The organism is Nesterenkonia marinintestina, from assembly GCF_025420485.1.
Classification (GTDB): domain Bacteria; phylum Actinomycetota; class Actinomycetes; order Actinomycetales; family Micrococcaceae; genus Nesterenkonia; species Nesterenkonia marinintestina.
The window spans coordinates 17,402-43,641 of sequence record NZ_JAOEFD010000006.1 but is presented as its reverse complement, the minus strand read 5'-3'; the positions used below and the strand labels follow the sequence as shown (position 1 = coordinate 43,641).

27 protein-coding genes and 3 tRNA genes are annotated in these 26,240 nt (G+C 69.7%); 8 read left to right on the top strand and 22 right to left on the bottom strand.

All coding sequences use genetic code 11. From position 1 onward, the window contains the following. Positions 1-30 precede the first annotated feature (30 nt). The 16 genes from N7E59_RS06260 to N7E59_RS06185 form a co-directional block, all read right to left on the bottom strand. Positions 31-1,146: a UDP-N-acetylmuramate dehydrogenase gene (locus N7E59_RS06260; RefSeq protein WP_261624065.1), complete on the bottom strand. Its 1,116-nt coding sequence runs from the start codon at positions 1,144-1,146 to the stop codon at positions 31-33. Then, the gene (locus N7E59_RS06255) at positions 1,146-1,934 is read right to left on the bottom strand and encodes an amino acid ABC transporter ATP-binding protein (RefSeq protein WP_315942994.1); all 789 of its coding nucleotides are present in this window, start codon (positions 1,932-1,934) and stop codon (positions 1,146-1,148) included. Before N7E59_RS06255 ends, N7E59_RS06260 begins: the two co-directional genes overlap by 1 nt. Before the next feature lie 9 nt (positions 1,935-1,943). Continuing rightward, positions 1,944-2,732, bottom strand: coding sequence for an amino acid ABC transporter permease (locus tag N7E59_RS06250; RefSeq protein ID WP_261624064.1), 789 nt, complete (start codon positions 2,730-2,732; stop codon positions 1,944-1,946). Between the two features lie 4 nt (positions 2,733-2,736). Beyond that, on the bottom strand, positions 2,737-3,708 hold the full coding sequence (locus N7E59_RS06245; protein WP_261624063.1) for an ABC transporter substrate-binding protein: 972 nt from the start codon (positions 3,706-3,708) through the stop codon (positions 2,737-2,739). Between the two features lie 145 nt (positions 3,709-3,853). Then, on the bottom strand, positions 3,854-4,294 hold the full coding sequence (locus N7E59_RS06240; protein ID WP_261624062.1) for a MaoC family dehydratase: 441 nt from the start codon (positions 4,292-4,294) through the stop codon (positions 3,854-3,856). Next, entirely contained in the window at positions 4,291-4,767 is a 477-nt protein-coding gene (locus tag N7E59_RS06235; protein WP_261624061.1) for a MaoC family dehydratase N-terminal domain-containing protein, read from the bottom strand. Before N7E59_RS06235 ends, N7E59_RS06240 begins: the two co-directional genes overlap by 4 nt. Next, entirely contained in the window at positions 4,764-5,015 is a 252-nt protein-coding gene (locus N7E59_RS06230; RefSeq protein ID WP_261624060.1) for a hypothetical protein, read from the bottom strand. Before N7E59_RS06230 ends, N7E59_RS06235 begins: the two co-directional genes overlap by 4 nt. Before the next feature lie 105 nt (positions 5,016-5,120). Next, positions 5,121-5,510, bottom strand: a complete 390-nt coding sequence (locus N7E59_RS06225; protein WP_261624059.1) for a gamma-glutamylcyclotransferase family protein — start codon at positions 5,508-5,510, stop codon at positions 5,121-5,123. Between the two features lie 43 nt (positions 5,511-5,553). Beyond that, entirely contained in the window at positions 5,554-6,066 is a 513-nt protein-coding gene (locus N7E59_RS06220; RefSeq protein WP_261624058.1) for a DUF805 domain-containing protein, read from the bottom strand. A 268-nt stretch (positions 6,067-6,334) separates the two neighbouring features. Continuing rightward, positions 6,335-6,408 (bottom strand) — tRNA-Met (locus N7E59_RS06215). Positions 6,409-6,481: 73 nt separating this feature from the next. Beyond that, a tRNA-Thr gene (locus N7E59_RS06210) sits at positions 6,482-6,553 on the bottom strand. A 103-nt stretch (positions 6,554-6,656) separates the two neighbouring features. After that, entirely contained in the window at positions 6,657-8,633 is a 1,977-nt protein-coding gene (locus N7E59_RS06205) for a DEAD/DEAH box helicase (RefSeq protein ID WP_261624057.1), read from the bottom strand. A 417-nt stretch (positions 8,634-9,050) separates the two neighbouring features. After that, positions 9,051-9,842 (bottom strand): formate/nitrite transporter family protein, encoded by a 792-nt coding sequence (locus N7E59_RS06200; RefSeq protein ID WP_261624056.1) that lies wholly within the window; start codon positions 9,840-9,842, stop codon positions 9,051-9,053. 129 nt (positions 9,843-9,971) lie between these two features. Next, positions 9,972-10,577: an MOSC domain-containing protein gene (locus tag N7E59_RS06195; RefSeq protein WP_261624055.1), complete on the bottom strand. Its 606-nt coding sequence runs from the start codon at positions 10,575-10,577 to the stop codon at positions 9,972-9,974. Between the two features lie 18 nt (positions 10,578-10,595). Next, positions 10,596-11,786, bottom strand: coding sequence for a cystathionine gamma-synthase (locus N7E59_RS06190; protein ID WP_261624054.1), 1,191 nt, complete (start codon positions 11,784-11,786; stop codon positions 10,596-10,598). Positions 11,787-11,793: 7 nt separating this feature from the next. Further along, positions 11,794-13,308, bottom strand: a complete 1,515-nt coding sequence (locus N7E59_RS06185) for a cystathionine beta-synthase (protein ID WP_261624053.1) — start codon at positions 13,306-13,308, stop codon at positions 11,794-11,796. A gap of 132 nt (positions 13,309-13,440) precedes the next feature. Here N7E59_RS06185 and N7E59_RS06180 point away from each other — a divergent pair, with 132 nt between their 5' ends. Beyond that, entirely contained in the window at positions 13,441-14,532 is a 1,092-nt protein-coding gene (locus tag N7E59_RS06180; protein ID WP_261624052.1) for a DNA-3-methyladenine glycosylase family protein, read from the top strand. A gap of 49 nt (positions 14,533-14,581) precedes the next feature. On the opposite strand, the gene N7E59_RS06175 is transcribed toward N7E59_RS06180, so the two are convergent. Both N7E59_RS06175 and N7E59_RS06170 read right to left on the bottom strand, forming a co-directional pair. Continuing rightward, positions 14,582-15,007 carry a thioredoxin family protein gene (locus N7E59_RS06175; RefSeq protein ID WP_261624051.1) on the bottom strand — a complete coding sequence of 142 codons (426 nt, stop codon included), beginning with the start codon at positions 15,005-15,007 and terminating at the stop codon, positions 14,582-14,584. Positions 15,008-15,104: 97 nt separating this feature from the next. Continuing rightward, a tRNA-Tyr gene (locus N7E59_RS06170) sits at positions 15,105-15,186 on the bottom strand. A 248-nt stretch (positions 15,187-15,434) separates the two neighbouring features. Here N7E59_RS06170 and N7E59_RS06165 point away from each other — a divergent pair. The 3 genes from N7E59_RS06165 (at position 15,435) to N7E59_RS06155 (ending at position 18,048) form a co-directional block, all read left to right on the top strand. Next, entirely contained in the window at positions 15,435-15,923 is a 489-nt protein-coding gene (locus N7E59_RS06165; RefSeq protein ID WP_261624050.1) for a YajQ family cyclic di-GMP-binding protein, read from the top strand. Positions 15,924-15,936: 13 nt separating this feature from the next. Further along, positions 15,937-16,833: a M48 family metalloprotease gene (locus N7E59_RS06160; protein ID WP_261624049.1), complete on the top strand. Its 897-nt coding sequence runs from the start codon at positions 15,937-15,939 to the stop codon at positions 16,831-16,833. A gap of 288 nt (positions 16,834-17,121) precedes the next feature. Continuing rightward, positions 17,122-18,048 carry a DUF4190 domain-containing protein gene (locus N7E59_RS06155; RefSeq protein ID WP_261624048.1) on the top strand — a complete coding sequence of 309 codons (927 nt, stop codon included), beginning with the start codon at positions 17,122-17,124 and terminating at the stop codon, positions 18,046-18,048. 214 nt (positions 18,049-18,262) lie between these two features. Here the strand turns inward: N7E59_RS06155 and N7E59_RS06150 are convergent, their stop codons facing one another. Then, positions 18,263-19,693: an FAD-dependent oxidoreductase gene (locus tag N7E59_RS06150; protein WP_390905019.1), complete on the bottom strand. Its 1,431-nt coding sequence runs from the start codon at positions 19,691-19,693 to the stop codon at positions 18,263-18,265. A gap of 164 nt (positions 19,694-19,857) precedes the next feature. Here N7E59_RS06150 and N7E59_RS06145 point away from each other — a divergent pair, with 164 nt between their 5' ends. Together N7E59_RS06145 and N7E59_RS06140 are read left to right on the top strand one after the other, a co-directional pair. Continuing rightward, positions 19,858-20,286: a hypothetical protein gene (locus N7E59_RS06145; protein WP_261624047.1), complete on the top strand. Its 429-nt coding sequence runs from the start codon at positions 19,858-19,860 to the stop codon at positions 20,284-20,286. A 53-nt stretch (positions 20,287-20,339) separates the two neighbouring features. Further along, on the top strand, positions 20,340-20,849 hold the full coding sequence (locus N7E59_RS06140) for an HIT family protein (RefSeq protein ID WP_261624183.1): 510 nt from the start codon (positions 20,340-20,342) through the stop codon (positions 20,847-20,849). Between the two features lie 52 nt (positions 20,850-20,901). Here N7E59_RS06140 and N7E59_RS06135 read toward each other — a convergent pair whose 3' ends face one another. Beyond that, a complete protein-coding gene (locus tag N7E59_RS06135; protein WP_261624046.1) occupies positions 20,902-21,939 on the bottom strand; it encodes a polyprenyl synthetase family protein in 1,038 nt (345 codons plus the stop codon). 11 nt (positions 21,940-21,950) lie between these two features. Beyond that, positions 21,951-22,616: a demethylmenaquinone methyltransferase gene (locus tag N7E59_RS06130; RefSeq protein ID WP_390905020.1), complete on the bottom strand. Its 666-nt coding sequence runs from the start codon at positions 22,614-22,616 to the stop codon at positions 21,951-21,953. Between the two features lie 166 nt (positions 22,617-22,782). Between N7E59_RS06130 and N7E59_RS06125 the strand changes: the two genes are divergently transcribed. Together N7E59_RS06125 and N7E59_RS06120 are read left to right on the top strand one after the other, a co-directional pair. Further along, complete coding sequence (locus N7E59_RS06125; RefSeq protein ID WP_261624044.1) at positions 22,783-24,183, top strand: isochorismate synthase; 1,401 nt, start codon at positions 22,783-22,785, stop codon at positions 24,181-24,183. Positions 24,184-24,240: 57 nt separating this feature from the next. Beyond that, on the top strand, positions 24,241-25,647 hold the full coding sequence (locus tag N7E59_RS06120; protein WP_261624043.1) for a DUF418 domain-containing protein: 1,407 nt from the start codon (positions 24,241-24,243) through the stop codon (positions 25,645-25,647). Here the strand turns inward: N7E59_RS06120 and N7E59_RS06115 are convergent. Continuing rightward, positions 25,619-26,200 (bottom strand): GNAT family N-acetyltransferase, encoded by a 582-nt coding sequence (locus N7E59_RS06115; RefSeq protein WP_261624042.1) that lies wholly within the window; start codon positions 26,198-26,200, stop codon positions 25,619-25,621. The genes N7E59_RS06120 and N7E59_RS06115 overlap by 29 nt on opposite strands. Between the last annotated feature and the right edge of the window lie 40 nt (positions 26,201-26,240).

Sequence of the window (26,240 nt, the reverse complement as noted above, 5' to 3'; positions counted from 1 at the left end):
GGGCGGACGCCGATGTGCGCCCCTCTGGCCTTATAGGGAGGTGCCGATGAGCACCGGCTCCGGATGCAGGGCGACGCCGAAGCGGTCGGACACGGCATCGCGGACCGCCCGGGCGACGGTGATCAGGTCCTCGGCGGAGGCCGACCCGCGGTTGGTCAGCGCCAGGGTGTGTTTGGTGGACAGGCTGGCCCGCCCCTCGGTCAGCTCGGCGCCGAATCCCTTGCCGCAGCCGGAGCGGTCGATCAGCCACGCGGCCGAGAGCTTCACCAGGTCGGCCCCGTCCGCATCGGGCCCGACGGCGAACCGCGGGGCCCCCTCGGGGAGTTCAGGGAGCTGATCGGCGCGCAGGATCGGGTTGGTGAAGAAGGACCCGGTGGACCAGGTGTCGTGATCGGCGGGATCCAGCACCATCCCCTTGCCCGCACGCAGGGCCAGGACCTTGTCCCGGACGTCCTGCAGCGGAGCACGACGCTGGTCGAGGGCGGCGTCGACGTCGAGCCCCAGGGAGCGAGCCAGCTCGGCGTAGCGCACGGGCGCCGAGGGCGTCCGGTCGCCGCGGTGAGCCAGTCGGAACCGCACCGAGAGCACCACATAGCGCGGGGAGCCGTGGATCGTGGTGCGCTTGAGCACCGAATCCCGGTAGCCGAATCCGAGCTCCTCACCGGTCATCACCACGACCTCGCCCCGCCCGCGGTCCCAGACGCGCACGTCGACGATGGTCTGGGAGACCTCGGCCCCATAGGCGCCCACGTTCTGCACCGGCGTGGCTCCCGCGGCTCCTGGGATCCCGGAGAGCGCCTCCAGGCCGGCGTACCGACGCTCCACGGTCCGGGCGACGACGTCGTCCCAGTCGTGCCCGGCGGCCACCGTGACCACGACGTCCCCCGAACCGTCCTCGGCGTGCGCCTCCTCGATGCCGTCGAAGGCGAGCTGCAGCACGGTGCCGGAGAAGCCGGCGTCGGCGACGAGCAGGTTCGACCCCCCGCCGAGGATCAGCAGGGTGTCCTCACCCGCCTCCCGGCGGTCCGCCTCGGGCAGCGGGTGCCGTGCCAGCACGTCGAGGGCGGTCGCCTCGGTGTCGGCGACGATCCACTCCCCCGCCGCCCCGCCGACCCGCACCGTCGTGTGGTCAGAGAATCGGGGCATCAGTCCTCCAGATCGACTTGTGTGGGGTTCAGGACTCGGCGCAGGAAGTCACGGGTCCGAGGCTGCTGCGGGTCGGCGATCACCTGGGCCGCGGGACCCTCCTCCATGACGCGCCCGCGGTCGAGGAACACGACGCGGTCCGCGACCTCACGGGCGAAACCCATCTCATGGGTGACCACGATCATGGTCATCCCGCCTCCGGCGAGGTCACGCATGATGGCCAGCACGTCGCCCACCGTCTCGGGGTCCAGGGCCGAGGTCGGTTCGTCGAAGAGCATCAGCTTCGGCCGCATCGTCAGCGCCCTTGCGATGGCCACGCGCTGCTGCTGACCGCCGGAGAGCTGGTCCGGCCGACGCTGGGCCAACTCCTCGAGCCCGACCCGGCGAAGCTGCGTCATCGCCTCCTGCTCGGCGGCGGACCTCGACTGCCGCAGCACCCGTCGCGGGGTGATGGTGCAGTTGTCGAGCACGCTCAGATGCGGGAAGAGGTTGAACTGCTGGAACACCATGCCGATCTCCCGGCGCATCGCGTCCAGGTCGACGTCGGCGTGGGTGGCCTCATGGGTCCCCACGGTGATCGTGCCGCGGTTGGGATCCTCGAGCCGGTTCACACATCGCAGCAGGGTGGACTTCCCGGAGCCGGAGGCGCCGATGAGGCAGACGACCTCGCCGGGCTCGACCGTCATGTCGATGCCCTTGAGGACCTCGTTGTCGCCGTAGGCCTTGTGGAGGTCTTCGATGACGACGCCGGCGGGGGCGCGGTCGGTGGTCTCGCGGGTGGGGGTCACGTCAGGCACTCACTTCTTCGCCGGGGTGCGCCGCTCCATGCGGCGGGCCAGCAGGGACAGCGGGACGGTGATGATGAGATAGCAGGCTCCGGCGGCGACCAGCGGGGTCAGCCCTGCCTGGTACATGTTGATGCCGTCGCGGCCGAACTTGGTCAGCTCGCCGGCCCCGGCGGTCAGGCCCACCACGAAGATCAGCGAGGAGTCCTTGGTGAGCAGGATCGCCTCGTTGGTCAGCGGCGGCATCACGATGCGCAGCGCCTGCGGGATCTGGATGGTCACCATGGCACGCCATGCGGGCATGCCCAGGGCGCGCGCCGCCTCCATCTGCCCCTTGGGGACGGCCTGGAGGCCGGCGCGCAGCGTCTCGGCGATGTAGGCGCTGGCCACCAGGCCCAGGGCGGATCCGGCGATCTGCAGGGACGTGAGGTTCCAGCCGAAGGCGATGGCGACGCCGAAGCCGAGCGCGAGGAACACCAGGATCGCCGGGATGCCCCGGAAGAACTCGATGTAGACGGTCGCGAGCCAGCGGTACACCGGGAAGCTCGAGAGCTTCATCAGCGCCAGCACCATGCCGCCGGCCAGCCCGAGGGCGAAGCCGACGGCGGTGTAGCTCAGGGTGTTGACCAGACCGACGGTGAGGATCTCCGGGAACATCGGCGCCACGGCGGCGACGTCGAAGAAGCTCAGTCGGATCGCTTCCCAGTCGATGACCACGATGAGCGCGATCACCACGACGGCGAACACGCCGGCCTGGATGCCGAGACTCAGCCGCGCTCGGTCACGGGTCGTCAGGGCCATAGGATCAGCTGTCGTCCTCGTCCTCAGCCTCGTCGCCCTCAGCCTCATCACCCTCGGCGTCGTCCTCGGCTGCGGCGTCCTCGCCCTCCTCGGGGGTCTCGCCGTCGCCGAACCACTGCTCCTCGATGTCGTCCATGTAGCCGGAGGAGTCCATCTCGGCGAGGATCTCGTCCACCGCGTCGATCAGGTCCTGGTTGTCCGACTGGGCGGCCACACCGAGCTGCTCACCGGTGTCGATCTCCTCGTCGAACCCGAAGTCCGGGTTCTCGCCGGCCTGGTATCCGAGGATGGAGATGTTGCCGATCGCCGCGTCGACCTGGCCCGACTCGAGGCCCTGCAGCAGCAGACCCGAGTCCGGGTACTCGCGGACGTCGAAGCCCTCCCCCTCGGCGTAGTCGGCGCCGGTGGTGTCGGACTGCACGCCCACGGTCTGGCCGTCCAGGGCGTCGAGGCCGTCGATGTCGCCCTCCACCGGGGACAGCAGCGCCAGATTGTCGTCGAGGTAGGGCTCGGAGAAGAGCATGTTGCCGGCCCGCTCCTCGGTGATGGTCATCCCGGAGATCGCCAGGTCGCAGGACTCAGAGTTCAGGGCCACACCGGACTGGATGCCTTCGAAGCCGGTCTGCACGACCTCCAGCTCGACCTCGAGCACATCGGCGATGCCCTGGGCGATGTCGATGTCGAAGCCGACGACGTCGCCGTTGTCGTCGAAGTACTCGAACGGCGGGTAGGGCACGTCGGAGCAGACCTTCAGGGTGCCGTCCTCGATGAGCTGGAGGTCGTCGGACTCGACGTCGACGTCGAGGTCAGCCTCCACCTGGGCCTCAGCCTCCGCCTCACCCTCGGCGGGCTGGTCACCGTCGTCCCCGCCGCCGTCGTCGCCGCCGCATGCGGTCAGCGCCAGGGCCGAGATGGACGCGAGGCCGAGGACCTTGGCCCAGGGCGAGACGGTCAGATCATCTGCGTGAAGCTTCATGGGGTGTCCCCTCATCCGTGATCGAGTGCTGCGACGGCCCACGACGAGGCCGCAGGGACGCGCCCCGCGCGGCGCGAGGGGTCATATCCGTGAGGTGAGTATACGACGGCCTCCGAGACCGCGCCGGGACATCCCGGCGCGACATTCAGAGACGGACGACCGCCTGTGACTTGGCGAGGACCTTGGTCTCACCCAGCGTCACCGTGAGGTCCGCTCTGACTGTGCCGGCCTCGACGTCGACGGCGCCGACCCTGCCGGACACCGTGAGCGTGACGGTCGGTGCGTCCGGAGCACCGTCCTCGGCGTCGGGCACCGGCACCGGGCGGGTGAACCGCGCCTGATAGTCGACCACAGCGGCCGGATCGCCGGCCCATTCGGAGACCAGGTCCACGGTCAGCCCCATGGTCAGCATGCCGTGGGCGATGACCCCGTCGAGGCCGACCTCACGGGCGAACCGCTCGTTCCAGTGGATGGGGTTGTGGTCTCCGGAGGCGGCGGCGTAGCGGATGAGGTCGGCCCGCGAGAGGGCGACCTCGCGGGAGCCGATCTCGGTGCCCTTCTCCAGCGTGCTGATGTCGATGCTCATGCCCGGCCTCCCCCGGTCTCGTCGTCCTCCTCGTCGGCCCGCACCAGCAGTGACGACAGCACGGTGCAGCGAGAGGCGCCGTCCTGGTCGGCGATCTCGGTGCGCGTGGTGACCATCGCCCCGGCGCCCATGACTCGGATGCGGTCCAGGGTGGTCGCGGCGGTGAGGGTGTCTCCGGCCAGGATCGGGCTGTGGTGGGTGAACCGCTCGTCGGCGTGGACGACGCGGGAGAAGTCGATGCCGACCTCCGGGTCCTGCACGACCGCGGCCTCGGCGCGCTGGGCGACGACCACGGCGAAGGAGGGCGGTGCCACCAGGTCACGGTGACCGAGCTCCCGAGCGGCGTCGACGTCATGGTGGACCGGGTGCTGGGACTTCACAGCGGTCGCGAACTCGCGGATCGCCTCCCGGCTGACCTGGTACGGATGTGCCGGTGGGTACTGGTGACCCTCCCGCGCCGTGGAGATGCTCACGATGTGCCGCCCTTCCGGTGTTCGATGTTGGTCTTCGCGTCGCGCATGCGCAGTCCGATGCTGATCAGGTGCAGCAGCAGACCAGCACCCAGCACGACGTACACCGCTCCCGAGATCGGGCCGTCGCCGACCAGGGTGCCTACGATCAGCATGATGACGGCCAGGAGCGTCAGCCCCATGCCCAGCAGCAGCGTCGTCCGATAGGCCTTCGACCCGTGGGTCCACGGGTCGAGCGGCGGTGTGCTCATCGGGCGGGCTCCTCTGCGGAGGCGGGTCGGGGCCGGTGCGGCGCCGCAGCGCCGGGTGAGGTCACCACGGTATCGCAGGTGCGGCGCCGGGCGGCGGGTCTGCGCTCAGGCCTCCTCCACCAGTGTGTAGACCTGGGCGGCGACGACTTCGCCGGCCACCGTCACCTCCGCCGTCGCCCGTCGATAGCCGGGCCCCTCGAACGCGTCCAGCCGATGCCAGTGGCGGGACAGCTCGGGCGAGGTCAGCACGTGGACCTCGCCCTCGGGGCCGTGGTCGTCGAGGACGATGCCGGGGTAGCCGCTGGCCGCACCCCAACCCTGGGCGAAGAGATGTCCCCGGACCGTCCCGCGGGTCCAGGTGCCCTCGACGCCGGCGAGCTCGGCCTCGTTGGATCGACCGGGCGCCAGGGTGCCGTAGACGGCGAGCCGATGCTCGGCGTCCATGGACCCGACGGCCTCCGCGTGCGGGTCATCGCCTGTGGGGTCGTCAGTCATGGCGACAGTCTAGGATCCGGGACGCCTGCCCTCGGGGCGCGGGTCAGTCACAGCGGAGGTCCTCCCATTCGAAGCACCGCATCTCCGGCCGCGAGGGAAGCATGAGCAGGATCAGCAGCCCGAGCCCGCCGACGAGGGGTATGAGTCCGACCAGCATCGCCGCGGCACTGATGCCGGCGTCATGGAGCCGCCGGGACATCAGACTGAGTGTGATGACCAGGTATGCGGCCCACGCCAGGGCGCTGATCAGTCCGAGCGGGGTGATCAGGGCGAGCAGGCCGGTGTCGGTGAGGAACGGGGTCGAGGCGAACGAGCCTTCTGTGGACCGGCGCAGCAGGGAGTGGGCACCGACCAGCAGCGTCCCCGCCGCGGAGAGCACCAGGCCCGCCCACAGGAACTCGCTGCGGGAGGCGTACCCGCTGAACCGGCCGGCCTTCAGGACCATCCGGGAGGCCGCCTGCAGCGGATCGGCGCCGTAGAGCGGCCGACTGAGCGGCGGACGGTCGTATGATTCGACACCGAGATCCGCCGCGCCGATGCTGAAGTGCTGCGCCATGGTCGACCTCCCGCCAAGTGCTTCGCTATCGCAAATCACACTAGCAAATGAGTCTGGGGGCGGCAACAGGCGGAGGCGGCGGAGTCACACACGCGCTTCAGCACGACCATGTCGTTCAGCTACGTGGGTGGTTCGGGCTTCCTCTCTGTCGAAGCCCGAACCGTATTCATAGGCGAAGCCCCCGAAACTCTCGTCATGCTCGAGACTCCGGACATGGGAGGACCCCCGGGCGGTGTGCCCGGGGGTCCTCCCATATTCTGCATTTCTGTAGCGGTGGCGGGGCTCGATCCCGCGACCTCACGATTATGAGTCGTGCGCTCTAACCAGCTGAGCTACACCGCCCCGGAATGAGGAATGCCCGCGCCGGCAGGCGCATCTGCGACGATGCTCTGCGCTGCGCGGGCCCTCAGTCCAGAGCCCCAACCGGGAATCGATCCCGGGACCTTCACCTTACCAAGATGACGCTCTACCACTGAGCTATTGGGGCAACGAGCAGATACTCTACCAGCCGCCTCCACAGGCAGAGAAATCAGCCTGCGGAGACCTCGGTCACGCCCGTCCCGGCGGCGATCCGGGCCTGTTCGCGCCGGTCAGCGACCGAACCGGTCCGACCCTCGGCGCGGGCCCCGCCCCTTGTCGGAGTCGAACTTCGAACCTCCGCGCCGGCCGTCCTGCTGACGACTCCCGCGGTGCCCCTTGGGGCGATCACCCCGACCTCCGCGGTCCCCGCCGGAGCGTCGTCCGCCGGTGCCGTGCGGGCCGGTGTCACGCTCGAGCCGGATCAGCTCTCCGCCGATGCGCGTCTTGGCCAGCGCGTCCCACTGCTCGCCGCTCAGGTGCTCGGGCAGCTCCACCAGCGAATGGGTGTTGCGGATGTCGATGCTCCCGATCTGCTTCGCCGAGAGTCCCGCCTCGTTGGCGATCGCCCCGACGATGTGACCGGGATTGACCCGGTCACGGCGGCCGAGGGCGATCTTGTACATGGCGTTGCCCTCGCCCGCCTCACGCACCGGCGACGCTCCTCCGCGCTCCCCGAACTGGCCGCGCCCGCCGGAACGTCCCTCGGAGCCTCCTCGACGGTCGCCTCGGTCCTCCTCGAGGGACCGCTCGGCCTGTCGGACGAGGTCGTCGGGGCCGGAGTCGTCGAGCAGGAGGGGGCGGCCGTCGTGGATCATCGACACCAGGGCGGCGGCGACCTCCTCCGCCGGGACGTCGTGCTCGGTGACGTAGGAGGACACCAGGTCCCGATAGTCCTCGAGATCCTCGGCGGCGAGGGTCTGGGTGATCCGCTCGGCGAACCGCTGCAGCCGGGAGACGTTGACGTCGGAGAGCGTGGGCATCGACATCTGCTCCACCTTCTGCCGGGTCGCCTTCTCGATGGCGCGGAGCAGCCGCTTCTCGCGAGGCGTCACGAACAGCACAGCTTCGCCCGAGCGGCCGGCCCGCCCGGTCCGACCGATCCGGTGGACGTAGGACTCGGTGTCCACCGGGATGTCGTAGTTGAACACGTGGCTGATGCGCTCGACGTCGAGGCCGCGGGCGGCCACGTCGGTGGCCACCAGCACGTCGACCCGGCCCTCCCGCAGGTTCTCCACGGTCTTCTCGCGCAGGTTCTGCGGGATGTCACCGTTGATCGCCGCGGCGCGGAACCCGCGGGCCGAGAGCCGATTGGCGACCTCCTCGGTGGCGGCGCGGGTGCGCACGAAGACGATGGCGGCGTCGTGGGCCTCGGTCTCCATGATCCGGGTCAGCGCCTCGAGCTTCGAGGAGTGACGGACCTGCACGCACCGCTGACGGATGGTGGACGACGTGGTGGTCCTGGCCTTGACCGACACCTCGACCGGGTCGTTGAGGTACTGCGCAGAGATCCGGCGGATCGCCTGCGGCATCGTGGCCGAGAACAGCGCGACCTGCTTGCGGTCCGGGGTCTGCTGGAGGATCTGGTCGACCTCCTCCGCGAAGCCCATGCGCAGCATCTCGTCGGCCTCGTCGAGCACCAGATGACGCACCGCGGAGAGGTCGAGGGACCCGCGGGAGAGGTGGTCGATGACTCGCCCCGGGGTGCCGACCACGACGTGGGCGCCGCGGCGGAGCCCGGCCAGCTGGGGACCGTAGGGGGCTCCTCCGTAGATCGGCAGCACCGAGAGGCCGTCGACGTCGGCGGCGTAGGTGGTGAACGCCTCGGCCACCTGCAGCGCCAGTTCGCGGGTCGGCGCCAGCACCAGGGTCTGCGGAGCGTCGTCGAGCTCCCCGGCGTCGGCGGCGCGCGCCAGGTGGGTCAGGGCGGGCAGCGCGAAGGCGGCCGTCTTGCCGGTGCCGGTCTGGGCCAGGCCGACGACGTCGCGGCCGGCGGACAGCAGGGGGATGGTCTGCGCCTGGATCGGCGACGGGGACTCGTAGCCGAGCCGCTCGACGACGGCGAGGATCCGCGCGTCGAGGTCCAGCTCCGCGAAGCGGGGGCCCTGCTCCTCGTGCTGCCCCTGCTGCTCCTGCTCGGTGGAGCTCTGAGCGGCGGCGGACTCGGTCTCGGCGGCCTCCTGCGGGGAGGCGTGTTCTGCGACGGTCATGGGTGACTCCTTCTGTCGTCTCACGCGACCGCGTTCCCCGGACCCGCCCTGTGCACCGGCGCGTCGACCACCTCAGTCCGATCACGCCCGGGACGGGCGCGGACATGGACAGGGCAGGGTGCACCGGCTCTGGGCTGGGCGGGACGTCCGCACGCTGGTGCGTCGCGGACGGTACGGGGACTCTCGGTCGCTGTCGTTTCCGGAGTCGACCCGAAGGGACACACAACACGTCTCGACAGGATCTGCGGAACCGCTGTGGGGCGCTCCGCTTCCACCTGGAGTCAGCAGGAGAAGTCGGGATCATCCGGAGGATGCCGGAACAGTCTACGGCATGACGTCTCCGTACGCACTGTTAGAGACCGGGATCACGTGCCGGCACGAGGCTCACGCACCGTCCGGACTACCCGAACCGTCGGCTCAGGACTTCCGGCGATGGGCCCAGTAGAGCGGCAGACCGACCAGCAGTGCCCCGCCGATGAGGTTGCCGATCAGAACGGGTATCTGGTTCCACAGCCACCAGTCCCCGACACCGATCGGCGCGCCCAGCATCATCGAAGTCGGCAGCACGAAGAGGTTGACGACGCTGTGCTCCAGCTCCATGGCGTAGAAGGCGACGATGGGCGGCCAGATGGCCAGGATCTTCCCACCGGTGCTTGAGCTGGTCTGAGCGAGGACGACTCCGAGGGCGACGAGGAAGTTGCAGAGCATCCCGCTGAGCAGGGCCAGGGCGGGTCCGCCGACGACGCCGAGCTCCTGATAGTCCAGCGTCTGTCCGACCGCGGTGTCGATCAGCTCTCGGGCCACGGCCGTGGACTCGTCCGACCACAGGCGAGAGATCACCGCGGCCGCGAGGACGCCGGCGAGCAGCCCGCCGATCACGTGGCCCACCAGCGCCCAGCCGAAGTTCCGGAGCATCAGCCCGGTGGTGGTGCGCCCGTCCAGGATGGCCGGGGGGATGAGGGCGAAGGCTCCTGTGACGAGCTCCATGCCCAGCAGCAGCACGATGGTCAGACCGAGGGGGAAGACCAGGGCGCCGACGAACCCGTATCCGGTCTCCACGGTGACCGTGGTGGCCAGCATCGTGGCGGCTCCGAGGAGGAAGACGGCGACGCCGGCGCGCAGCATCAGCTGCCCCGCACCCATTCTGCTCTTCGAGTCGCCGGCGTCGAGGACGGCTTCGACGACGTCGGGCGGGGAGACGTAGGACATGGAGACCTCCGGCGGCGCGGCCGGCGCTGCCTCCGGCCGCTGTTCAGCGGTGCGAGCGGACGAGCCTCGGACTCATCGATGAGGCCCGACGAACTCAGACTACTCGAATCGCCCCAGGTCAGCGGCCTGTCAGCGCACTCTCGATCGTGCGGCGCCTCCCACGGTCGGACCGGTCCCCTCCGCGACGGAGATGATCTCGACCCGGTCTCCGGTCGACACCTCACCGGGTGTGACCACCTTCAGGTAGGCCCCCGGCCGTCCCGCCTCCAGGAAGCGGCGGACCCACCCGGCCCGCCCCATCCACCGGCCGAAGGTCGCGCAGGGGATCCTCGGTCCGGTGACCTCGAGGATCAGCGTCTCGCCGACCCGCCATCGTTCACCGGCGACGGCGCCGGTCACATCGAGCCCGTCCAGACGCAGATTCTCTCCGAACCGACCAGGCGGCACGTCTTCGTCGAGCCGGTCGGCCCACCAGGCGGCGTCGGAGTCGGCGTAGGCGTAGACGGCCTTGTCCTCACCGCCGTGATGCTGTCGGTCCGCCTGGACGTCGCCGTGGAGTCCGAATCGCCGCACCATGACGGGACCGTCGACCGGCCGCTTGTCGATGGCGGAGACGCCGACTCTGCCCTCAGGGTCGTCGACGAGTCGTCGGACGACGCACACCGCCCGGACGGTTCCGCTCAGGCCCCACCGCTGCGCGGCGGCGAGGTGACATGCCGGTGAGGTCTCCGACATCGGGCCCGCCCCTCCGCTTCAGAGTCCTGCGAGCGCTGCGTCGAGGTCGTCGATGAGGTCGCGGACGTCCTCGATCCCGACGGAGAGGCGCAGCAGGTTCACGGGCACGGCCAGGTCGGTGCCGCGCACCGAGGCGTGGGTCATCTCGTGGGGGAAGTTCATCAGCGATTCGATCCCGCCCAGCGACTCGGCCAGCTGGAAGAGCTTCGTCCCCTCGGCCACCTTGCGCGCGGCCGGCTCCCCACCGGCGAGCTGGACAGAGACCATGCCTCCGAAGCCGCTCATCTGCCGCTTCGCCATTTCGTGGCCGGGGTGGTCCGCGAGGCCCGGATACAGCACCCGCTCCACGGCGGGATGGCCGACCAGGTGCGCGGCCACGGCCTCGGCGTTGGAGCAGTGCCGGTCCATGCGCACTCCCAGCGTCTTCAGCCCCCGGGTGGTCAGATAGGCGTCCAGCGGTCCGGAGACCGCACCCACGGCGAACTGCTGGAAACCGATCTTCTCCGCCAGGTCGGCGTCGTCGACCACCGCCGCACCTCCGACGACGTCGGAGTGGCCGCCGATGTACTTCGTCGTGGAATGCACGACGACGTCGGCGCCGAGTGCCAGCGGCTGCTGCAGGTAGGGGGTGGCGAAGGTGTTGTCGACCACGAGCAGCGCCTCGGAGCTCCGGGCGATCTTGGCCAGCGCCTCGATGTCGGTGATCGCCATCAGCGGGTTCGACGGAGTCTCCACCCAGAGGACGGTCGCCTCGGGGGCGCTCAGCGCTTCGGCGACCTGGTTCAGGTCGGCCAGGTCCATCGGTCGGGTGACGACGCCCCATTCGCCGTGGACCCGGCTGATGAGGCGGAAGGTCCCCCCGTAGGCGTCGTTCCCCATCACCACCTGCTGGCCCGGACGCATGACGGCTCGGAGCACGGCGTCCTCTGCGGCCAGACCGGAGGCGAAGGAGAAGGCGTACGATCCGCCCTCCGCGGCGGCGAGCTGGGTCTGCAGCGAGGTCCGCGTCGGGTTGGCGGCCCGGCCGTATTCGTACCCGCCGCGCAGCCCTCCGATCCCGTCCTGGGCGTAGGTCGAGGAGAGGTGGATCGGGGGCACCACGGCACCGGTGGTGGGATCGAACTCCTGTCCCGCGTGCACGGCGGCGGTGGCGAATCCGCGGGGCCGACGGCCGGCGGACTCCAGGTGTGGGGGCGTGTTCTCGGTCATCGTGGGGTCAGGACTCCTTCGTGGAGAGGTGGGCCAGGAGGTCGTTGCGGGTCAGGACGCCGATGATCTCGCCCTCGAGGGCCACCAGCAGCGTCGGGCGGCGCCGCAGCGCCTGCAGCACCTCGGAGACGGGTTCGGTCGCACCGATGAGCGGCAGAGCGTCGTCCAGGTGCTGGGCGACGGTGTCCGAGACCGACGCCTCCCCGGAGATCAGCTGCTCCGAGAGGCGGGCGAGGTCGACCACCCCATGCACCTCGCCGATGCGCGTCCCGATCCCGGACCGGTCGATGATCGGCACGATGTCGACCCCGTAGCGGTTCATGACGGAGACGGCCTCGCTCAGGACGGTGGTGCGTGAGACCGAGATGACGTCGGGCAGCACGGAGCCCAGCAGGTCGCGCTTGGCGGCGAGCAGGTCGGCCGCGGTGGGCTCCGCGGACTCGCCGGAGTCCGTCCCCGCGTCCCGGTCCGCGGCGATGCGCCCGCCCGTCACGGCGCGGGTGACCTCCTCGGAGCTCGACACGGTGACCTCCGACCCGGAGGCGACGCCGGCGGCCGCCCCGAATCCGTGGTCGGCCATCCACCGGTCGTTGAAGATCTTGCCCAGGTAGCCCCGCCCAGAATCGGGCAGGATCGCGACGACGACGTCGTCCTCCCCCAGCCCTTCGGCGACCCGCAGCGCGGCCACCACGGCCGTGCCCGAGGAGCCGCCGACGAGCAGACCCTCCTCGGTGGCCAGGCGTCGGGCCATGGCGAAGGACTCGGCATCGGTGACGCGTTCGTGCGCGTCGGGGACCTCAGGGTCATAGTTGTCGACCATGATGTCCTCCCCGACGCCCTCGACGAAGTAGGGGCGCGCCTCTCCCCCGGAGAAGATCGAGCCGTCGGGGTCGGCGACGACGACGCGGACGGGTCCCCCCTCGCGACCGCGGGAGACCTCCTGCAGGTAGCGTCCCGTCCCGGTCACGGTGCCGCCGGTCCCGGCTCCGACGACGAGGTGGGTGATCCGACCCTCGGTGTCCTCCCAGATCTCGGGACCGGTCGACTCATAGTGGGAGGCCGGGGCCGCGGGATTCGAGAACTGGTCCGGCTTGTAGCCGCCCTCGATCTCGGCGGCCAGCTGGTCGGAGACCCCGTAGTAGGACATCGGGGACTCCGGGGGGACCCCGGTCGGTCCGACCACGACGTCGGCCCCGTAGGCCCGGAGCACGTCGCGCTTCTCGCGGGCCACCTTGGGAACGGTCACGAAGACCGACCGGTACCCCTTCTGCTGGGCGACCATCGCCAGTCCCACCCCGGTGTTGCCCGACGTCGGCTCGACGACGGTCCCGCCCGGGCGCAGCTCGCCGCTGCGCTCGGCCTCCTCGATCATCCGCAGGGCGATGCGGTCCTTGATGGAGCCCCCCGGGTTCAGATACTCGAGCTTGACCAGCACGGTGGCCGCGATCCCCTCGGAGACGCGGTTGAGCCGGACGAGAGGGGTGTGGCCGATCAGGTCGACGACGGAGGAGGCGTAGCGCATGGATACAGCCTATCCAGCACCGGTGACATGACCACCTGTGCCCGCTCCGACGCCGACGCGCGACGCAATCTGCGTCCGGGGGCCCTCCCAGATCGTCGACGTCATGTCATCGGTGGGTGGTTGGATGGTCACGTGACCACATCGGCAGGCCTCCGCGCCGCACCCTCGGCACCGGCGCCGCGATCTGCGCCGGCGACGGAGTGCGCCGAGACCGTCGTCGAGCTCGACGGCCCCCTCGACCTCGGGCTGACCCTCGGTCCGCTGCAGCGCGGACGAGGAGATCCGGCGGTCCGGATCGACGCCTCGGGCAGCGGAGCCTGGCTGTGCCGTCGGCCGTCCGCCTCCTCCTGCGTCCCAGACGGTGCCGCAGACCGTTCCTCGGACCGTGCCGCACGCTCCGGTCCGCGTGCGGCGGCCACGGTGCGTCTGGATCTGATCACGGTGGACCGGGTGCGGGTCCGGGCCTGGGCGGCGGACCCGCTGACGCTCGAGGCGGCGCTGCGGGAGGCTCCCGCGCTGGTGGGCGACCGCGACGACTGGCGGGAGTTCGAGGACCTGCTGCGCGGCGCGGACGATCCGTGCTCCCGGGCTCTGCTCAGCGTGCGGCGGCGCCATCCGGGTCTGCGTCTGCCCGCTGCGGGACAGCTGACCGCACAGCTGGTGACCGTGATCCTGGAGCAGAAGGTCACCCATGATCAGGCGCGCAGCTGCTGGCGGCAGCTCCTGCGCGGATTCGGGGAGCCTCCGCCCGGCCCGGCGCCGGAGGGGATGCGGGTTCCGCCGTCAGCCTCGGTGCTGCACGGAGTCCCGGCCTGGCGGTGGCACCGGATGTGGGTGCAGCCGCAGCTGGCCCGGACCGTGCGGCTCACCGTGGAGCGTGACGCCGCACTGCGACGCCTGGAGCGCACCGAGACGGGCCTCACCTCGACCGCACAGCTGGCCGAGACGCTGACTCGACTGCCCGGCATCGGCGCCTGGACGGCTGCGGAGACGCTGCAGCGCACCCACGGTGCCGCAGATCTCGTCAGCGTCGGGGACTGTCATCTCGCCCAGAGAGTCGGGGAGGCGCTCACCGGACGGCGCACCGACGACGCCGGCATGCTCCGCCTGCTCAGTCCGTGGTCCGGCCACCGGCAGCGGGTCGTCCGGCTCATCGGTCTCAGCGGGCTGCGACCGCAGCGGTACGGGCCGAAGCTGGCGCCGGCGGACCACCGAGGGCGCTGAAGGCGGCCCCGTTCGGCCGCGGCGGTCCGCACCACCGGCCCGCGGGTCGTCACTGCCGGGCGTCGCCCTCCGCCTGCTGGGAGTCGTCCTCAGCCTGCTGCTCGGCGACCTCGGCGTGGACCTCGGTCATGTCGAGTCCCTTCACCGCGGTGACGACCTCTTCGAGCTGCTGGGCGTTGAGTGCCCCGGGCTGTGAGAACACCAGGACCTTCTCGCGGAACGCCATCAGAGTGGGGATGGACGTGATGTTCGCGGCGGCGGCGAGCTCCTGCTCGGACTCCGTGTCCACCTTGCCGAAGGTCACGTCGTCGTGCTGAGCGGAGACCTGCTCGTAGACGGGAGCGAAGCTCTTGCAGGGACCGCACCAGTCGGCCCAGAAGTCCACGAACAGGATGTCGTTGTCCTCGAGGGCCTGCTGGAAGCCTTCGGCCGTCAGATCGATAGTTGAGGCGCTGCGCAGGTCGTTAGTAGCCATGCGCGCCACCCTACGCCAGCACCCCGGGCGGTCGACAAGCGGTGAGAGACGGATCTGGGCCCGGAACCGATTGCGGTTCCGGGCCCAGATCGTGCGGTGGCAGATGAGGGATTCGAACCCCCGTAGGCTATGCCAGCTGATTTACAGTCAGCCCCCTTTGGCCGCTCGGGTAATCTGCCGCGGTCCATCGTCGGGGCCTGTGACGACCGACGGTCGCACCGCCCCGATGAGGCACCAGCCAACTTTACCCGAACCGTGGGGACTTGTTCCAATCCGCCGTCCGCCTGCCGCGAATATCCCAGGAAGCGTCGAGACTGACGCCATAGGATGGGACTCAGGACCTGAACACATCTGCGACGACCCGCCCGAACGACCGAGATCAGACCCGGTCGCCGCGTCGTCGCCCGACCTCCCGAGGAGGATCCCCATGGCCAAGGACTCAACCTTCGACATCGTCTCCACAGTGGACAAGCAGGAGGTCTCCAACGCGCTGAACCAGGCTCAGAAGGAGATCGCCCAGCGCTACGACTTCAAGGGCACCGGAGCCGAGATCGACTTCTCCGGGGAGAAGATCCTCATGCGGGCCAACTCCGAGGAGCGGGTGAAGGCCGTGGAGGACGTCTTCGGCTCCAAGCTGGTCAAGCGCGGCATCTCACTGAAGTCCTTCGACTCCGGCGAGCCCTACGCCTCCGGCAAGGAGCACCGGATCGAGGGCCTGATCAAGGAGGGCATCGACCAGCCCACCGCCAAGAAGATCTCGAAGATCATCCGTGATGAGGGACCGAAGTCGGTGAAGGCCACCATCCAGGGCGACGAGCTGCGTGTGAGCTCGAAGTCCCGCGACGACCTCCAGTCGGTGATCGCCCTGCTCAAGGACTTCGACGACGCGGACCTGCAGTTCGTCAACATGCGATGAGGAACCCCACACGATGAATCACCACAACGGCAGGCTCCGCACCGTCGGCCTGCTCTCCGTGCTCTTCGGACTGCTGCTCGCGGTCGGCGCGATCCTCGCCTACTCCTCGGGCAACTCGTTCTTCCTGATCCTGTTCGCCGGCATCGGCCTGGTCTCGGTGGCCTACAGCTACTGGAACTCGGACAAGATCGCCCTGCGCGCGATGAAGGCCTACCCGGTCTCCCGCGAACAGGCGCCGGCGCTCCACGGAATGGTGGAGGAGCTCGCGCAGCGGGCTCAGCAGCCCGTGCCGCGGATCTACATCGCTCCCTCGCCGACGCCGAACGCCTTCGCCACCGGACGCAACCCGGAGAACGGGGTGGTGTGCTTCACCGAAGGCATCCTCAACCTGCTCGACGAGCGGGAGCTGCGCGGAGTCACCGGCCACGAGCTGATGCACGTGTACAACCGAGACATCCTGATCTCCTCGGTGGCCGCCGCCGTCGCCGGGATCCTGACCACGGTCAGCCAGTTCTTCCTGCTCTTCGGCATGGGCCGGGGCGGGAACAGCGGCGGCGGGAATCCGCTGGCGCTCATCGGTTCGCTGGTGGCCGTGCTCCTGATGCCGCTGGCCGCGGGACTGATCCAGATGGCGATCAGCCGGACCCGCGAGTACGACGCGGACTCCGACGGCGCGCAGCTCACCGGTGACCCGTTGGCGCTGGCCTCGGCGCTGCACAAGCTCGCCGGGGGCATCGAGCGTCAGCCGATGAAGGAGGACCCGAAGCATGATGCGCATGCGCACATGATGATCGCCAACCCCTTCGGCGGCCGCGCCAAGCAGCTGTTCTCGACCCACCCTCCGATGCCCGAGCGCATACGACGCCTGGAGGATCTGGCCGGCTACCGAGGCTCCGGGCCCCAGGGCTGAGCCGCTCTCCCCAGACACACAGATCGAGTCCCCGATCACCGCCGCATCTCAGGGCCGTTCAGGCTCGACACGCCGCGGAGATCGGGGACTCGATCTGTGTCCGGTGGGCCATACAGCGGCCCAGAAGCTGGATGACCCGGAGATGAATCCGCGCATCCCTCAGTGGTAGGGGGATGTCACCGTGCAACACGACAGCGCGACCCACCCTCTACCTCGGCGTATCTGACGCCATGCTGGGAATCAGCCTGACGTAGACTGAAATCGCAGATCAGGCCGCTCAAGGACTCCGTGTCACAGCGACAGTTCTCGGGACAGGTCATCTTCTCACCACGTGCACAACAGAGGGATGTATTCATGACGGACCAGCATCACGCGCACCCTTCCGATCAGTCCTCTACCTACCCTCCCGAGCGGGTCGGGCTGGGCATCGCCGCGATGGTCACCGGGATCGTCGCCATCGCCATCGGCTGGATTCCAGGACTCGGGATGTTCGCTCTGTTGCTCGGACCGACTGCAGTGGTTCTCGGCATCATCTCCTTCCTCAAGCGGAGGGGTCGGGAGCAGGGGCTGGCCGGAGCGATCACAGGTGGGATCGGGACGATCATGGCGACGATACTCCTGGTCCTCTTCGGCGCAATCGTCTCCGAGATCGAGCAGACTTTCGGCAGCGCTCCATCCATAGGCCAGGGTGACGACCTCTTCGACGAGGGCGACGAGCCTGTCGCCGAGGAGGACGAACGTCCTGATTCCGAGGACGGCATCGCTCCGGAACCGAGCCAGGAGACGGAACCGGAAGGCGGCGTCACCCCATTAGGCGAGCCCGTCGCACTCACGGACTGGTGGTCGGGAAGTGAGATCGGCACGATGACCGTGGAGTCGATCACTCCGGATTTTCAATGCACTCAGGGCAGTGACGTGTGGCAGCCCGAGTCCGGCGCCTTCTTAGGAGTCGACCTCACCGTGGAGGCCTCCTCCGAAGCCGAAGACTCCATCCACATCGAGGGTTACGACTTCTACGTGCTCGATGATGATGATCAGGTGACTGACGCAGGACTCGGGAGTCCGGCCGAGTACGACTGCGTCCCGAGCGGAGATCTGCTCGACGCTGCACGTCCGGGGACGAGCAGCTCTGGGCTCCTTCTCCTTGATCTCGATCAGGACAGCGGAACTCTGGTCTATGAAGGCGGAGACGACGAAGTTCGCTGGGAGTTCTGAGGCTCCCCGGTGAGGGGTACCGAATCATCCTCGAACTCACTGACGCGGGGGCTGTTCCGTTGACCATCGCATCACATGGAAGTGATGCGGCAGGTCGGAGTACAGAACTAGTTCGTGCCTCAGACATCGAGTCCCCGATCTCCGCTGCATCTCAGGGCCGTTCAGGCCCGACACGCCGCGGAGATCGGGGACTCGATGTGATGAGGGAGGGGACTCAGCCGAGGTCGCGGTCGAGCTGGCGGGAGATGCGGACCATCTCTTCCCGCGGGACGACCTTCACGCGTTCCCGCTCGACGGGGCCCTGCGACGTCGCCTCGGATCCGAGGCCGACCTCATGCTGATCCAGCTGCAGCCAGCCCTCCCAGGTGGTGTACTGCACCCCCCGTGAGACGAGCAGATCGATCACGGACTGCTCCTCCGGCTCCTGGGCCGACGGCAGCTGGTGGATGTCCTCGAGCAGGCAGCCCACGGTCTCCAGGGCATCACCCTTGGTGTGCCCGATCAGTCCGACGGGCCCGCGCTTGATCCACCCGGTCGCATAGGTCCCCGGCACGTGGGCGCCGTCCTCGCCGATGACCCTGCCGGCCTCGTTGATAATGACGCCGCGGCGGGAGTCGAACGGCAGCCCGGCGACCTGTGAGCCGAAGTACCCGATGGCCCGGTAGACGGCCTGGCACTCGTAGTCGACGTGCTCACCGGTGCCGGTGACGCCGCCGTCGCCGTCGAGCTCCATCCGCTCGAAGCGGATCCCGGCGACCTTGCCGGCACGCTCGCCCACGCCCTCGAGGATCTCCACCGGCTGATGCAGGAAGTGCAGGTGGAGCCTCCGGGAGGACTCCTCGGTGCGCTCCTCCTGCTCGACGAGCCAGTTCGTCAGCGTGTTCACCATGGTCTTGACCTGGTTGTTGGTCCGGATCGACTCGTCCGAGGCCTCGTCGAACTCGAAGTCCTCCTCGTACAGGACGATGTCGACGTCCTCGGCATGGGCCAGCTCGCGCAGCTCCAACGGGGTGAACTTCACCTGAGCCGGTCCGCGGCGGCCGAAGACGTGCACGTCGGCCACCGGCGAGGCCGCCAACCCCTCGTAGACGTTGTCCGGTATCTCGGTGGTGAGCATCGACTCGGCATGCTTGGCCAGCACGCGCGCCACGTCGAGGGCCACGTTGCCGTTGCCGATCACAGCGACCTGCTCGGCCTCCAACGGCCAGTCGCGGGAGTAGTCCGGGTGGCCGTCGTACCAGGAGACGAAGTCGGCCGCGCCGAAGGAGCCCTCCAGCCCGATGCCGGGGATGTCCAGTTCTGCGTCCCTGATGGCGCCGGTGGCATAGATGACGGCGTCGTAGTGCCGACGCAGATCCTCCAGGGTGATGTCCGAGCCGACGTCCACGTTGCCCAGCAGGCGTATGTCTCCGCGGTCCATCACCTTGTGCAGGGCTCTGACGATGCCCTTGATGCGGGGGTGATCCGGCGCCACGCCGTAGCGGATCAGACCGAACGGGGCCGGGTAGCGGTCGAAGAGATCGATGCTGAACGTGTGCTCGCTCTTGTCCTGGGACTTAGCCAGGATGTCCGCCGCATAGACTCCGGCCGGCCCTGCGCCGATGATCGCGACACGGAGAGGCCGGGGATGGGCGTTGTCAGACACGTCGAGGATCGTCCTTTCACCGGTGGTGCGCACAGAGCGAATTGCCACAGAACAGTATGCCGTATTGGTCAACGTCGCCCCGACCCGCAGTGTTCCTCAGGTTGCCGACATCACACCCGATGCGCCGCGACCCCAGCACCCCGACGACTCCTAGAATGGCTCCCATGGCCGAGATGTTCCTCGAGAAGTTCCAGCAGCTGGTGACCACCCACCTCGACGACCACTGGTCGCCCCAGGACGGGCTGACCCGGGAGGAGCTCGACGCCCGGCTCACCGCATCACCGCTCCCCGACGGATTCGAGCTGCCTCTGGTCCTCGATGAGTTCCATCGCGCGCTGGGCCGGTGCGAGGAGATCCTCGAGGCCCATCACTTCTTCTTCGACGCCGACGAGCTGGAGATCGAGGACGGCCACCTGATCTTCCTCGAGGACGAGGAGGAGACCTGGGTGTGGGGCGTGCCGGTGGAGGACCTCGACGTGCCGGACCCGCTGATCAGGCGCCGCAGCACGGCCGACGGCAGGTGGACCCCCGAGGACGCCACGGTCAGCGAGTTCGTCTTCGACCTGCTCGACTTCTCCTTCGAGGAGGACTGATGGCCCACCGCGGAACGGCCGCAGGATCTGTGAACCCCAGCTACCGGGAGGCGATGCTCGACGCCGACGGGGCTCCGCTCTGGCGCTCCCACGAACCGCCGGACTACAGCTGCCCGTTCTGCAGCCTCGCCGCCGGTGACGTCTCGCACCCGTCGAACCGGTGCGAGCTCACGGATCTGGTCCACCGGGACGAGGATCTGCTGGTCTTCATCGCCGCCGACGGCTTCGGCCCCCATCCCGGCCACGCGATGATCACACCGACGGCCCACCGGGAGTCGCTCTATGACCTCGACGACGACCTGGCGGCGAAGATCGGCATCATGTCGCGCGACGTCGCCCTGGCCATCCGTCTGGCCTGGGATCCGGAGGGCACCTCGGTGCGGCAGCACAACGAGCCGGCCGGGAACCAGCACGTCTGGCACTACCACCTGCACGTGTTCCCGCGGTACCGCGACGACATGCTCTACCGGCATCTCAGGGAGCCGATGGCCCCTGAGGAGCGGGCCCGGTGGGCGGAGCAGCTGCGACCCGCCCTGCAGGAGGTGCTGCGGCGGAAGGCCTGAGCCGCTCCGGGCGGCACCCGGCGCTCCGAGCCCGCGGCGGACTGCGGCGGACTCAGGCCCGGCGGTCGACGACGGCGTCGGCGAAGGAGATGAGCGCGCTCTTCACGGTGGACTCCGGAAGCCCCACCACGGCCTGCTTCGCCTGCTCGGCCCAGGCGTGGGCGACCTCCCAGGACCGGCGTGCGACCGGATGGGCGACGACGGCGGCCACGGCCTCGGCCAGGGCCTCGTCGGTGCTGAGGTCGCCGTCGACCAGGGCGAGGATCTCCACGGCCTCCCGATCGCCGGCGTCCGCGGCCTCGCGCAGAAGCAGCACCGGCAGCGTGGGCACCCCCTCGCGCAGGTCGGTGCCGGGCGTCTTGCCGGAGACCCGGGAGTCGGCGGTGATGTCGATGACGTCGTCGGCGAGCTGGAACGCCACACCGACGGCCTCCCCATAGGCCTCCACCTGTTCCACGGTCGACTCCGGACAGCCGCCGAAGTGTGCGCCCAGGCGCGCGGCCGCGGCCAGCAGCGACCCGGTCTTGTCGGCGATGACCTGCAGATAGTGGTCCTTCGCGTCCTCGCCCTCCTGAGGGCCGACGGTCTCGTGGAGCTGGCCGAGGACGAGGCGTTCGAAGGTCTCCGCCTGCACCCGGGTGCCTTCGAGGCCCAGGGTCGACATCTGCTGGGAGGCACGGGCGAGGATCATGTCCCCGGTCAGGATGGCCACCGAGTTGCCCCACACCTCGTGGGCGGCGGGCGCGCCGCGGCGCACGGGGGCGGAGTCCATCACGTCGTCGTGGTACAGGGTGGCCAGGTGCGTCATCTCCATGACGGCGGCGGCCTGCCGGACGTTCGCGTCCGGACCGTCGCCCAGAAGGGAGGTCAGCACGGTCAGCAGCGGGCGCACGCGCTTGCCGCCGGCCTCGGCCAGGTGGCGGGCGGCGGAGTGGGTGAGTTCGTCGGCGCTGGAGAGTCCTGCGAGGAGGCGCTCCTCGACGTCGGCGAGCGCCCGGACCACGGTGGGGGCGATCTCGGCGTCGTCGGCGAGGACGTCGAATCCTGGAGGCAGGCTCAGCGACGGCGTGCGGGCTGCGGCGTCAGTCATCGTGTCCCAGCCTATCGAGCTTCGGCTCCGGTCGGCTTCACGGCGTGGTGGATCGCGACGATGCCGCCGGAGAGGTTGCGGTAGCGGATCTGCTCGAAGCCGGCGGCGGCGATGTCGGCGGCCAGCCCCTCCTGGTCCGGCCAGGCGCGGATGGACTCCGCCAGGTAGACGTAGGCCTCCGGGTTGGAGGACACCGCGCGGGCCGCCGGAGGCAGGGCACGCATCAGGTACTCGTTGTAGACGACGCTGAACGGGCCGAACGTCGGGTCGGAGAACTCCATCACAGCCAGGCGTCCTCCGGGCCGGGTGACGCGGAGCATCTCGGCGAGTCCCCGGCGGTGGTCGACGATGTTGCGCAGGCCGAAGGAGATGGTGACGGCGTCGAAGGAGTCGTCCTCGAACGGCAGGTCGGTGGCGTTTCCCTCGACGAAGGTCATGTCAGGGCGGCGGCGTCGTCCGACCTCGAGCATGCCGTCGGAGAAGTCGCAGGCCACGGCCTCGACTCCGGCGTCGTGGAACGGTTCGGTGGAGGTGCCGGTGCCGGCGGCGAGGTCGAGCAGCCGTTCGCCGGGGCGCATGTCGAGGGCCTCGATGAGACGGCGGCGCCACCGCCGGGTCTGACCCAGGGACAGGACGTCGTTGGTGAGGTCGTAGCGCTCGGCGACCTCGTCGAACATGGAGGCCACCTCCTGCGGGTCCTTGTCCAACTGGGCGCGCCGTCCGGAGCGGCTGTCATCTCGAGTCACCTGGGTATTGTCCCAGATCGGGGGAGCGTGCGGAGCGCCGGTCGCCCGGAGCCCCGTCTGGGGGCCGGAGCGCGACGGGGATAGACTGTCCTGCGCCATGGACACCCCGAGGGACGCCCCGCCGCTGCACGCCGTCACCTGCGAGATCTCCCTCGCCGACGGCGTCGGACTCCCCGATCTGCTGCCCCGTCTGGACCCGGTCGGCGTCTGGCTGCGAGAGGGTCAGGGCATCGTCGGGCTCGGCACGGCGGCCTCCACCGAATCCTCAGGTTCTCAGCGCTTCGGAGACCTGGCGCACTGGTGGGAGCGGTGCCGACGGCGGATCCGCGGCGCCGAACCGCCCCCTCCGCTGGTCGGAGTGCCGGGATGCGGTCCCACGGTCTTCACCTCGGTGACCTTCTCGTCACGATCGTCCGCGTCGTCGCTGCTGACGCTCCCGGAGGTGATGGTCGGCGACGTCGGCGGACACCGATGGGTGACCGTGGTCGGCGCTCAGGAGCCCGTCGACCTCACCGAGACCCTGCGGCGTCACGGACTGCACCTGGACGGCGGGCGCCTCAGCCTCGCCGCCGATCCGCACCCGTCCGCGGGCCCGAGTCCTGAGACCGTCCTGCGCGAGGGCACCCGCTCCCCGGCCCACTACCTGGAGGCCGTCGCCGCCGGCGTCGAGTCCATCGCCGAGCGGAGGCTCGAGAAGCTCGTGCTCGCACGCGACGTCGTCGTCTCCGCGGACGAACCTCTCCACGCAGGGACGGTGCTCGCCCACCTGGCGCGCAGCTACGCCGGATGCTGGACCTACCGGGCCCAGGACGTCCTCGGCACGACCCCGGAGATGCTGGTCACCGTGCGGCAGGAGAAGCTCGCCGCACGCGTGCTCGCCGGCACCGTCGACCGGTCGGTGGGGCCCGACAGAGCACGGACCCTGCTGCTCGAGGACCCCAAGCAGCGCACCGAGCATGAGATCGCGGTGCAGTCGCTGCTGAGCCAGCTCGCCCCGGTGGTCGAGGTCATCAGCGCCCAGAACCCGCCGAGCGTCCTGGAGCTGCCCAACGTCTTCCACCTCTCCACCGATGTGACCGGCCGACTGGCACGGACCTCGGACGGCCGGGGTGCGGAGGCGCTTCCCGCCGCGCTGCTGGTGGCCGAGCGGGCCCACCCCACCGCAGCGGTGTGCGGCACGCCGACGGCGACGGCGGCGGACCTCATCCCCACCCTCGAGGAGCTGGACCGCGGACCGTTCGCCGGCCCGGTGGGGTGGATCGACGCCGCCGGCAACGCCGACTTCGGGATCGCGCTGCGCGGCGGGGTGCTGGAGGACTCCGACCGCAGCATCCGACTGTTCGCCGGGTGCGGGATCGTCGAAGGGTCGCGCCCCGAGGAGGAGCTGGCGGAGACCTGGGCCAAGATGCGCCCCATGCTCACCGCCCTGGGCCTCGAGGCGCCCGCGGACGCCCGCACGGATGACCCCGGGCCGGGTGAAGATCATTCCGCAGGATGACTGAGGTTCATCCTCCGGCCTGACGCCGCCGGACCCGCCGCCGACGACGATGATGTCGTGACCACACTGCGCTCATCCGACTCCGCGGCCGACTCTCCGACCGACGGCACAGACTCCCCCCTCCGGTCCCACCGGCTGCCCGCCCTCGACGTGCTCCGCGGACTGGCGATCCTCGGCACGCTGCTGACCAACATATGGATCTTCTCCTCGGCCACCGGAACCATCGGCGCCGCCGCCCTGGGCTCCGTCGGCACGGAGGCCCACGGCGAGAGGGTCGAGTCCTCCGGGCCCCTCGAGGTGTTCGTCGATTCGACCATCCAGATAGTCACCGACGGCAAGTGGATCGGGCTGCTGACGATCATGTTCGGCATCGGATTGGAGATCCAGCGGCAGTCGGCGCTGCGCCGCGGCGAGACCTGGCCGGGGACCTATCCCTGGCGCGCACTGGTGCTCATCCTCGAGGGCACCCTCAACTACATCTTCATCTTCGAGTTCGACGTGCTGATGGGGTACGGGCTCACCGCCCTCGTCGTCTGCGCCGTGCTGGCCACCAACCCGCGCGCACAGAAGATCTGGCTGACCGTGGGGCTGAGCCTGCACCTGCTGGTGATCCTGAGCGGCTCGGTGCTGCAGACCCAGTGGTTCTTCGAACTGGTCACCGGTGAGTCCATGGCGGAGGACCTCTCCGCCGCCGAGCGGGAGTGGGAGGCCTCGCCGGAGCGCTCCGAGGGCGGATCGATGATGCCCACAGACAGCTACTGGGCACAGGTGGCGTTCCGTCTGACGAACTTCCTCGGCGGACGCAGCGAGATCCCGATCATGCTGATCATGGGCCTGGGGCTCTTCATCGTCGGCGCGATGCTCTTCCGCCGCGGGCTCTTCCTCCCCGAAGGCCGACGCCTTCGTCTGTGGGTGGCGACGATCGGCTTCGGCCTCGGCATCCCCCTCGATCTGCTGATGCGGCTGATCCTGACCGACGTCGGTCAGATGGCCGCCCGCTACGGAACTTCGACCCTGGTCGCGTTCGGCGTGCTCAGCCTGGTCGCCTCCTGGTACGCCGGCGGGCGGACGCCCGGACCGGTCGGCATCGGCCTGTCCTGGGTCGGACGGATGGCCATGACCTGCTACGTGCTGCAGAACCTGATCTGCGCGGTGATCTTCTACGACTGGGGCTTCGGGCTCGCCGAGGCGATGCCGGCCCGATGGGCGCTGTGGGGCACCCTCGGCGTCTACGCGGGAGTCTCCGCGGTGCTCATCCTGGGGTCGGGGCTGTGGCTGCGCCTCTTCCCGCGCGGTCCTTTCGAAGCGCTGATGCATCACGGCCACGACGTGCTCGTCGACCGGGTGCACCGTCCCCTCGCAGCCCGTCGGACGGCTCGTCGGGCGGCTCGTCGGAACACCCCTGCGGAGGATCAGGATCCGCAGTCGGATCCGGTCAGCCCGAGGACGCCCTCCGAGCGGTGAGGTCCAGCACGTGGAGGACGGAGTCGTGCCGGCTGCCGTCGCCCGGGTCGACGTAGCGGGGTAGCCGGCCGTACTCGCGGAAGCCCTCCGAGAGGTACAGCCGCTCGGCGACGGTGTTGTCACCGCGGAAGTCGAGGGTCAGCTGTTCGACGCCGGCCCGTCGAGCCTCTGCGACGAGCCGTCTCAGGAGCAGCCTCCCGACCCCTCGTCCGGCATGGGCCGGAGACACCGCGCCCTTCTCGATGTCCGCATGACGCCGATAGGTCGGGCGCCGACAGCGCCGCCAGTACCCGAACCCGACGAGCTCACCGGCGACGTCGGCGAAGACTCCGCAGGCGTCGGCCGGCGAGTCGGCCCGCAGTTCCCGCAGCAGCGCGGCGATCTCATTCGCACTCGGAGGATCGGTCCACCCCAGGGCGACCCCGTCCCGGACCAGCTCCGCCATCAGGGCGGTGACGCCCTCGGTCCGGGCCAGAGGCTCGGGGTCGTCGGCGACGGTGGTGAGGGCGACGTCGTGCGGTGTGGTCGGCGACGACGCCCGGTGCTCGCTCATGCTCGTCATCCTACGCAGTCGATCCACCGCCGGCACAGGA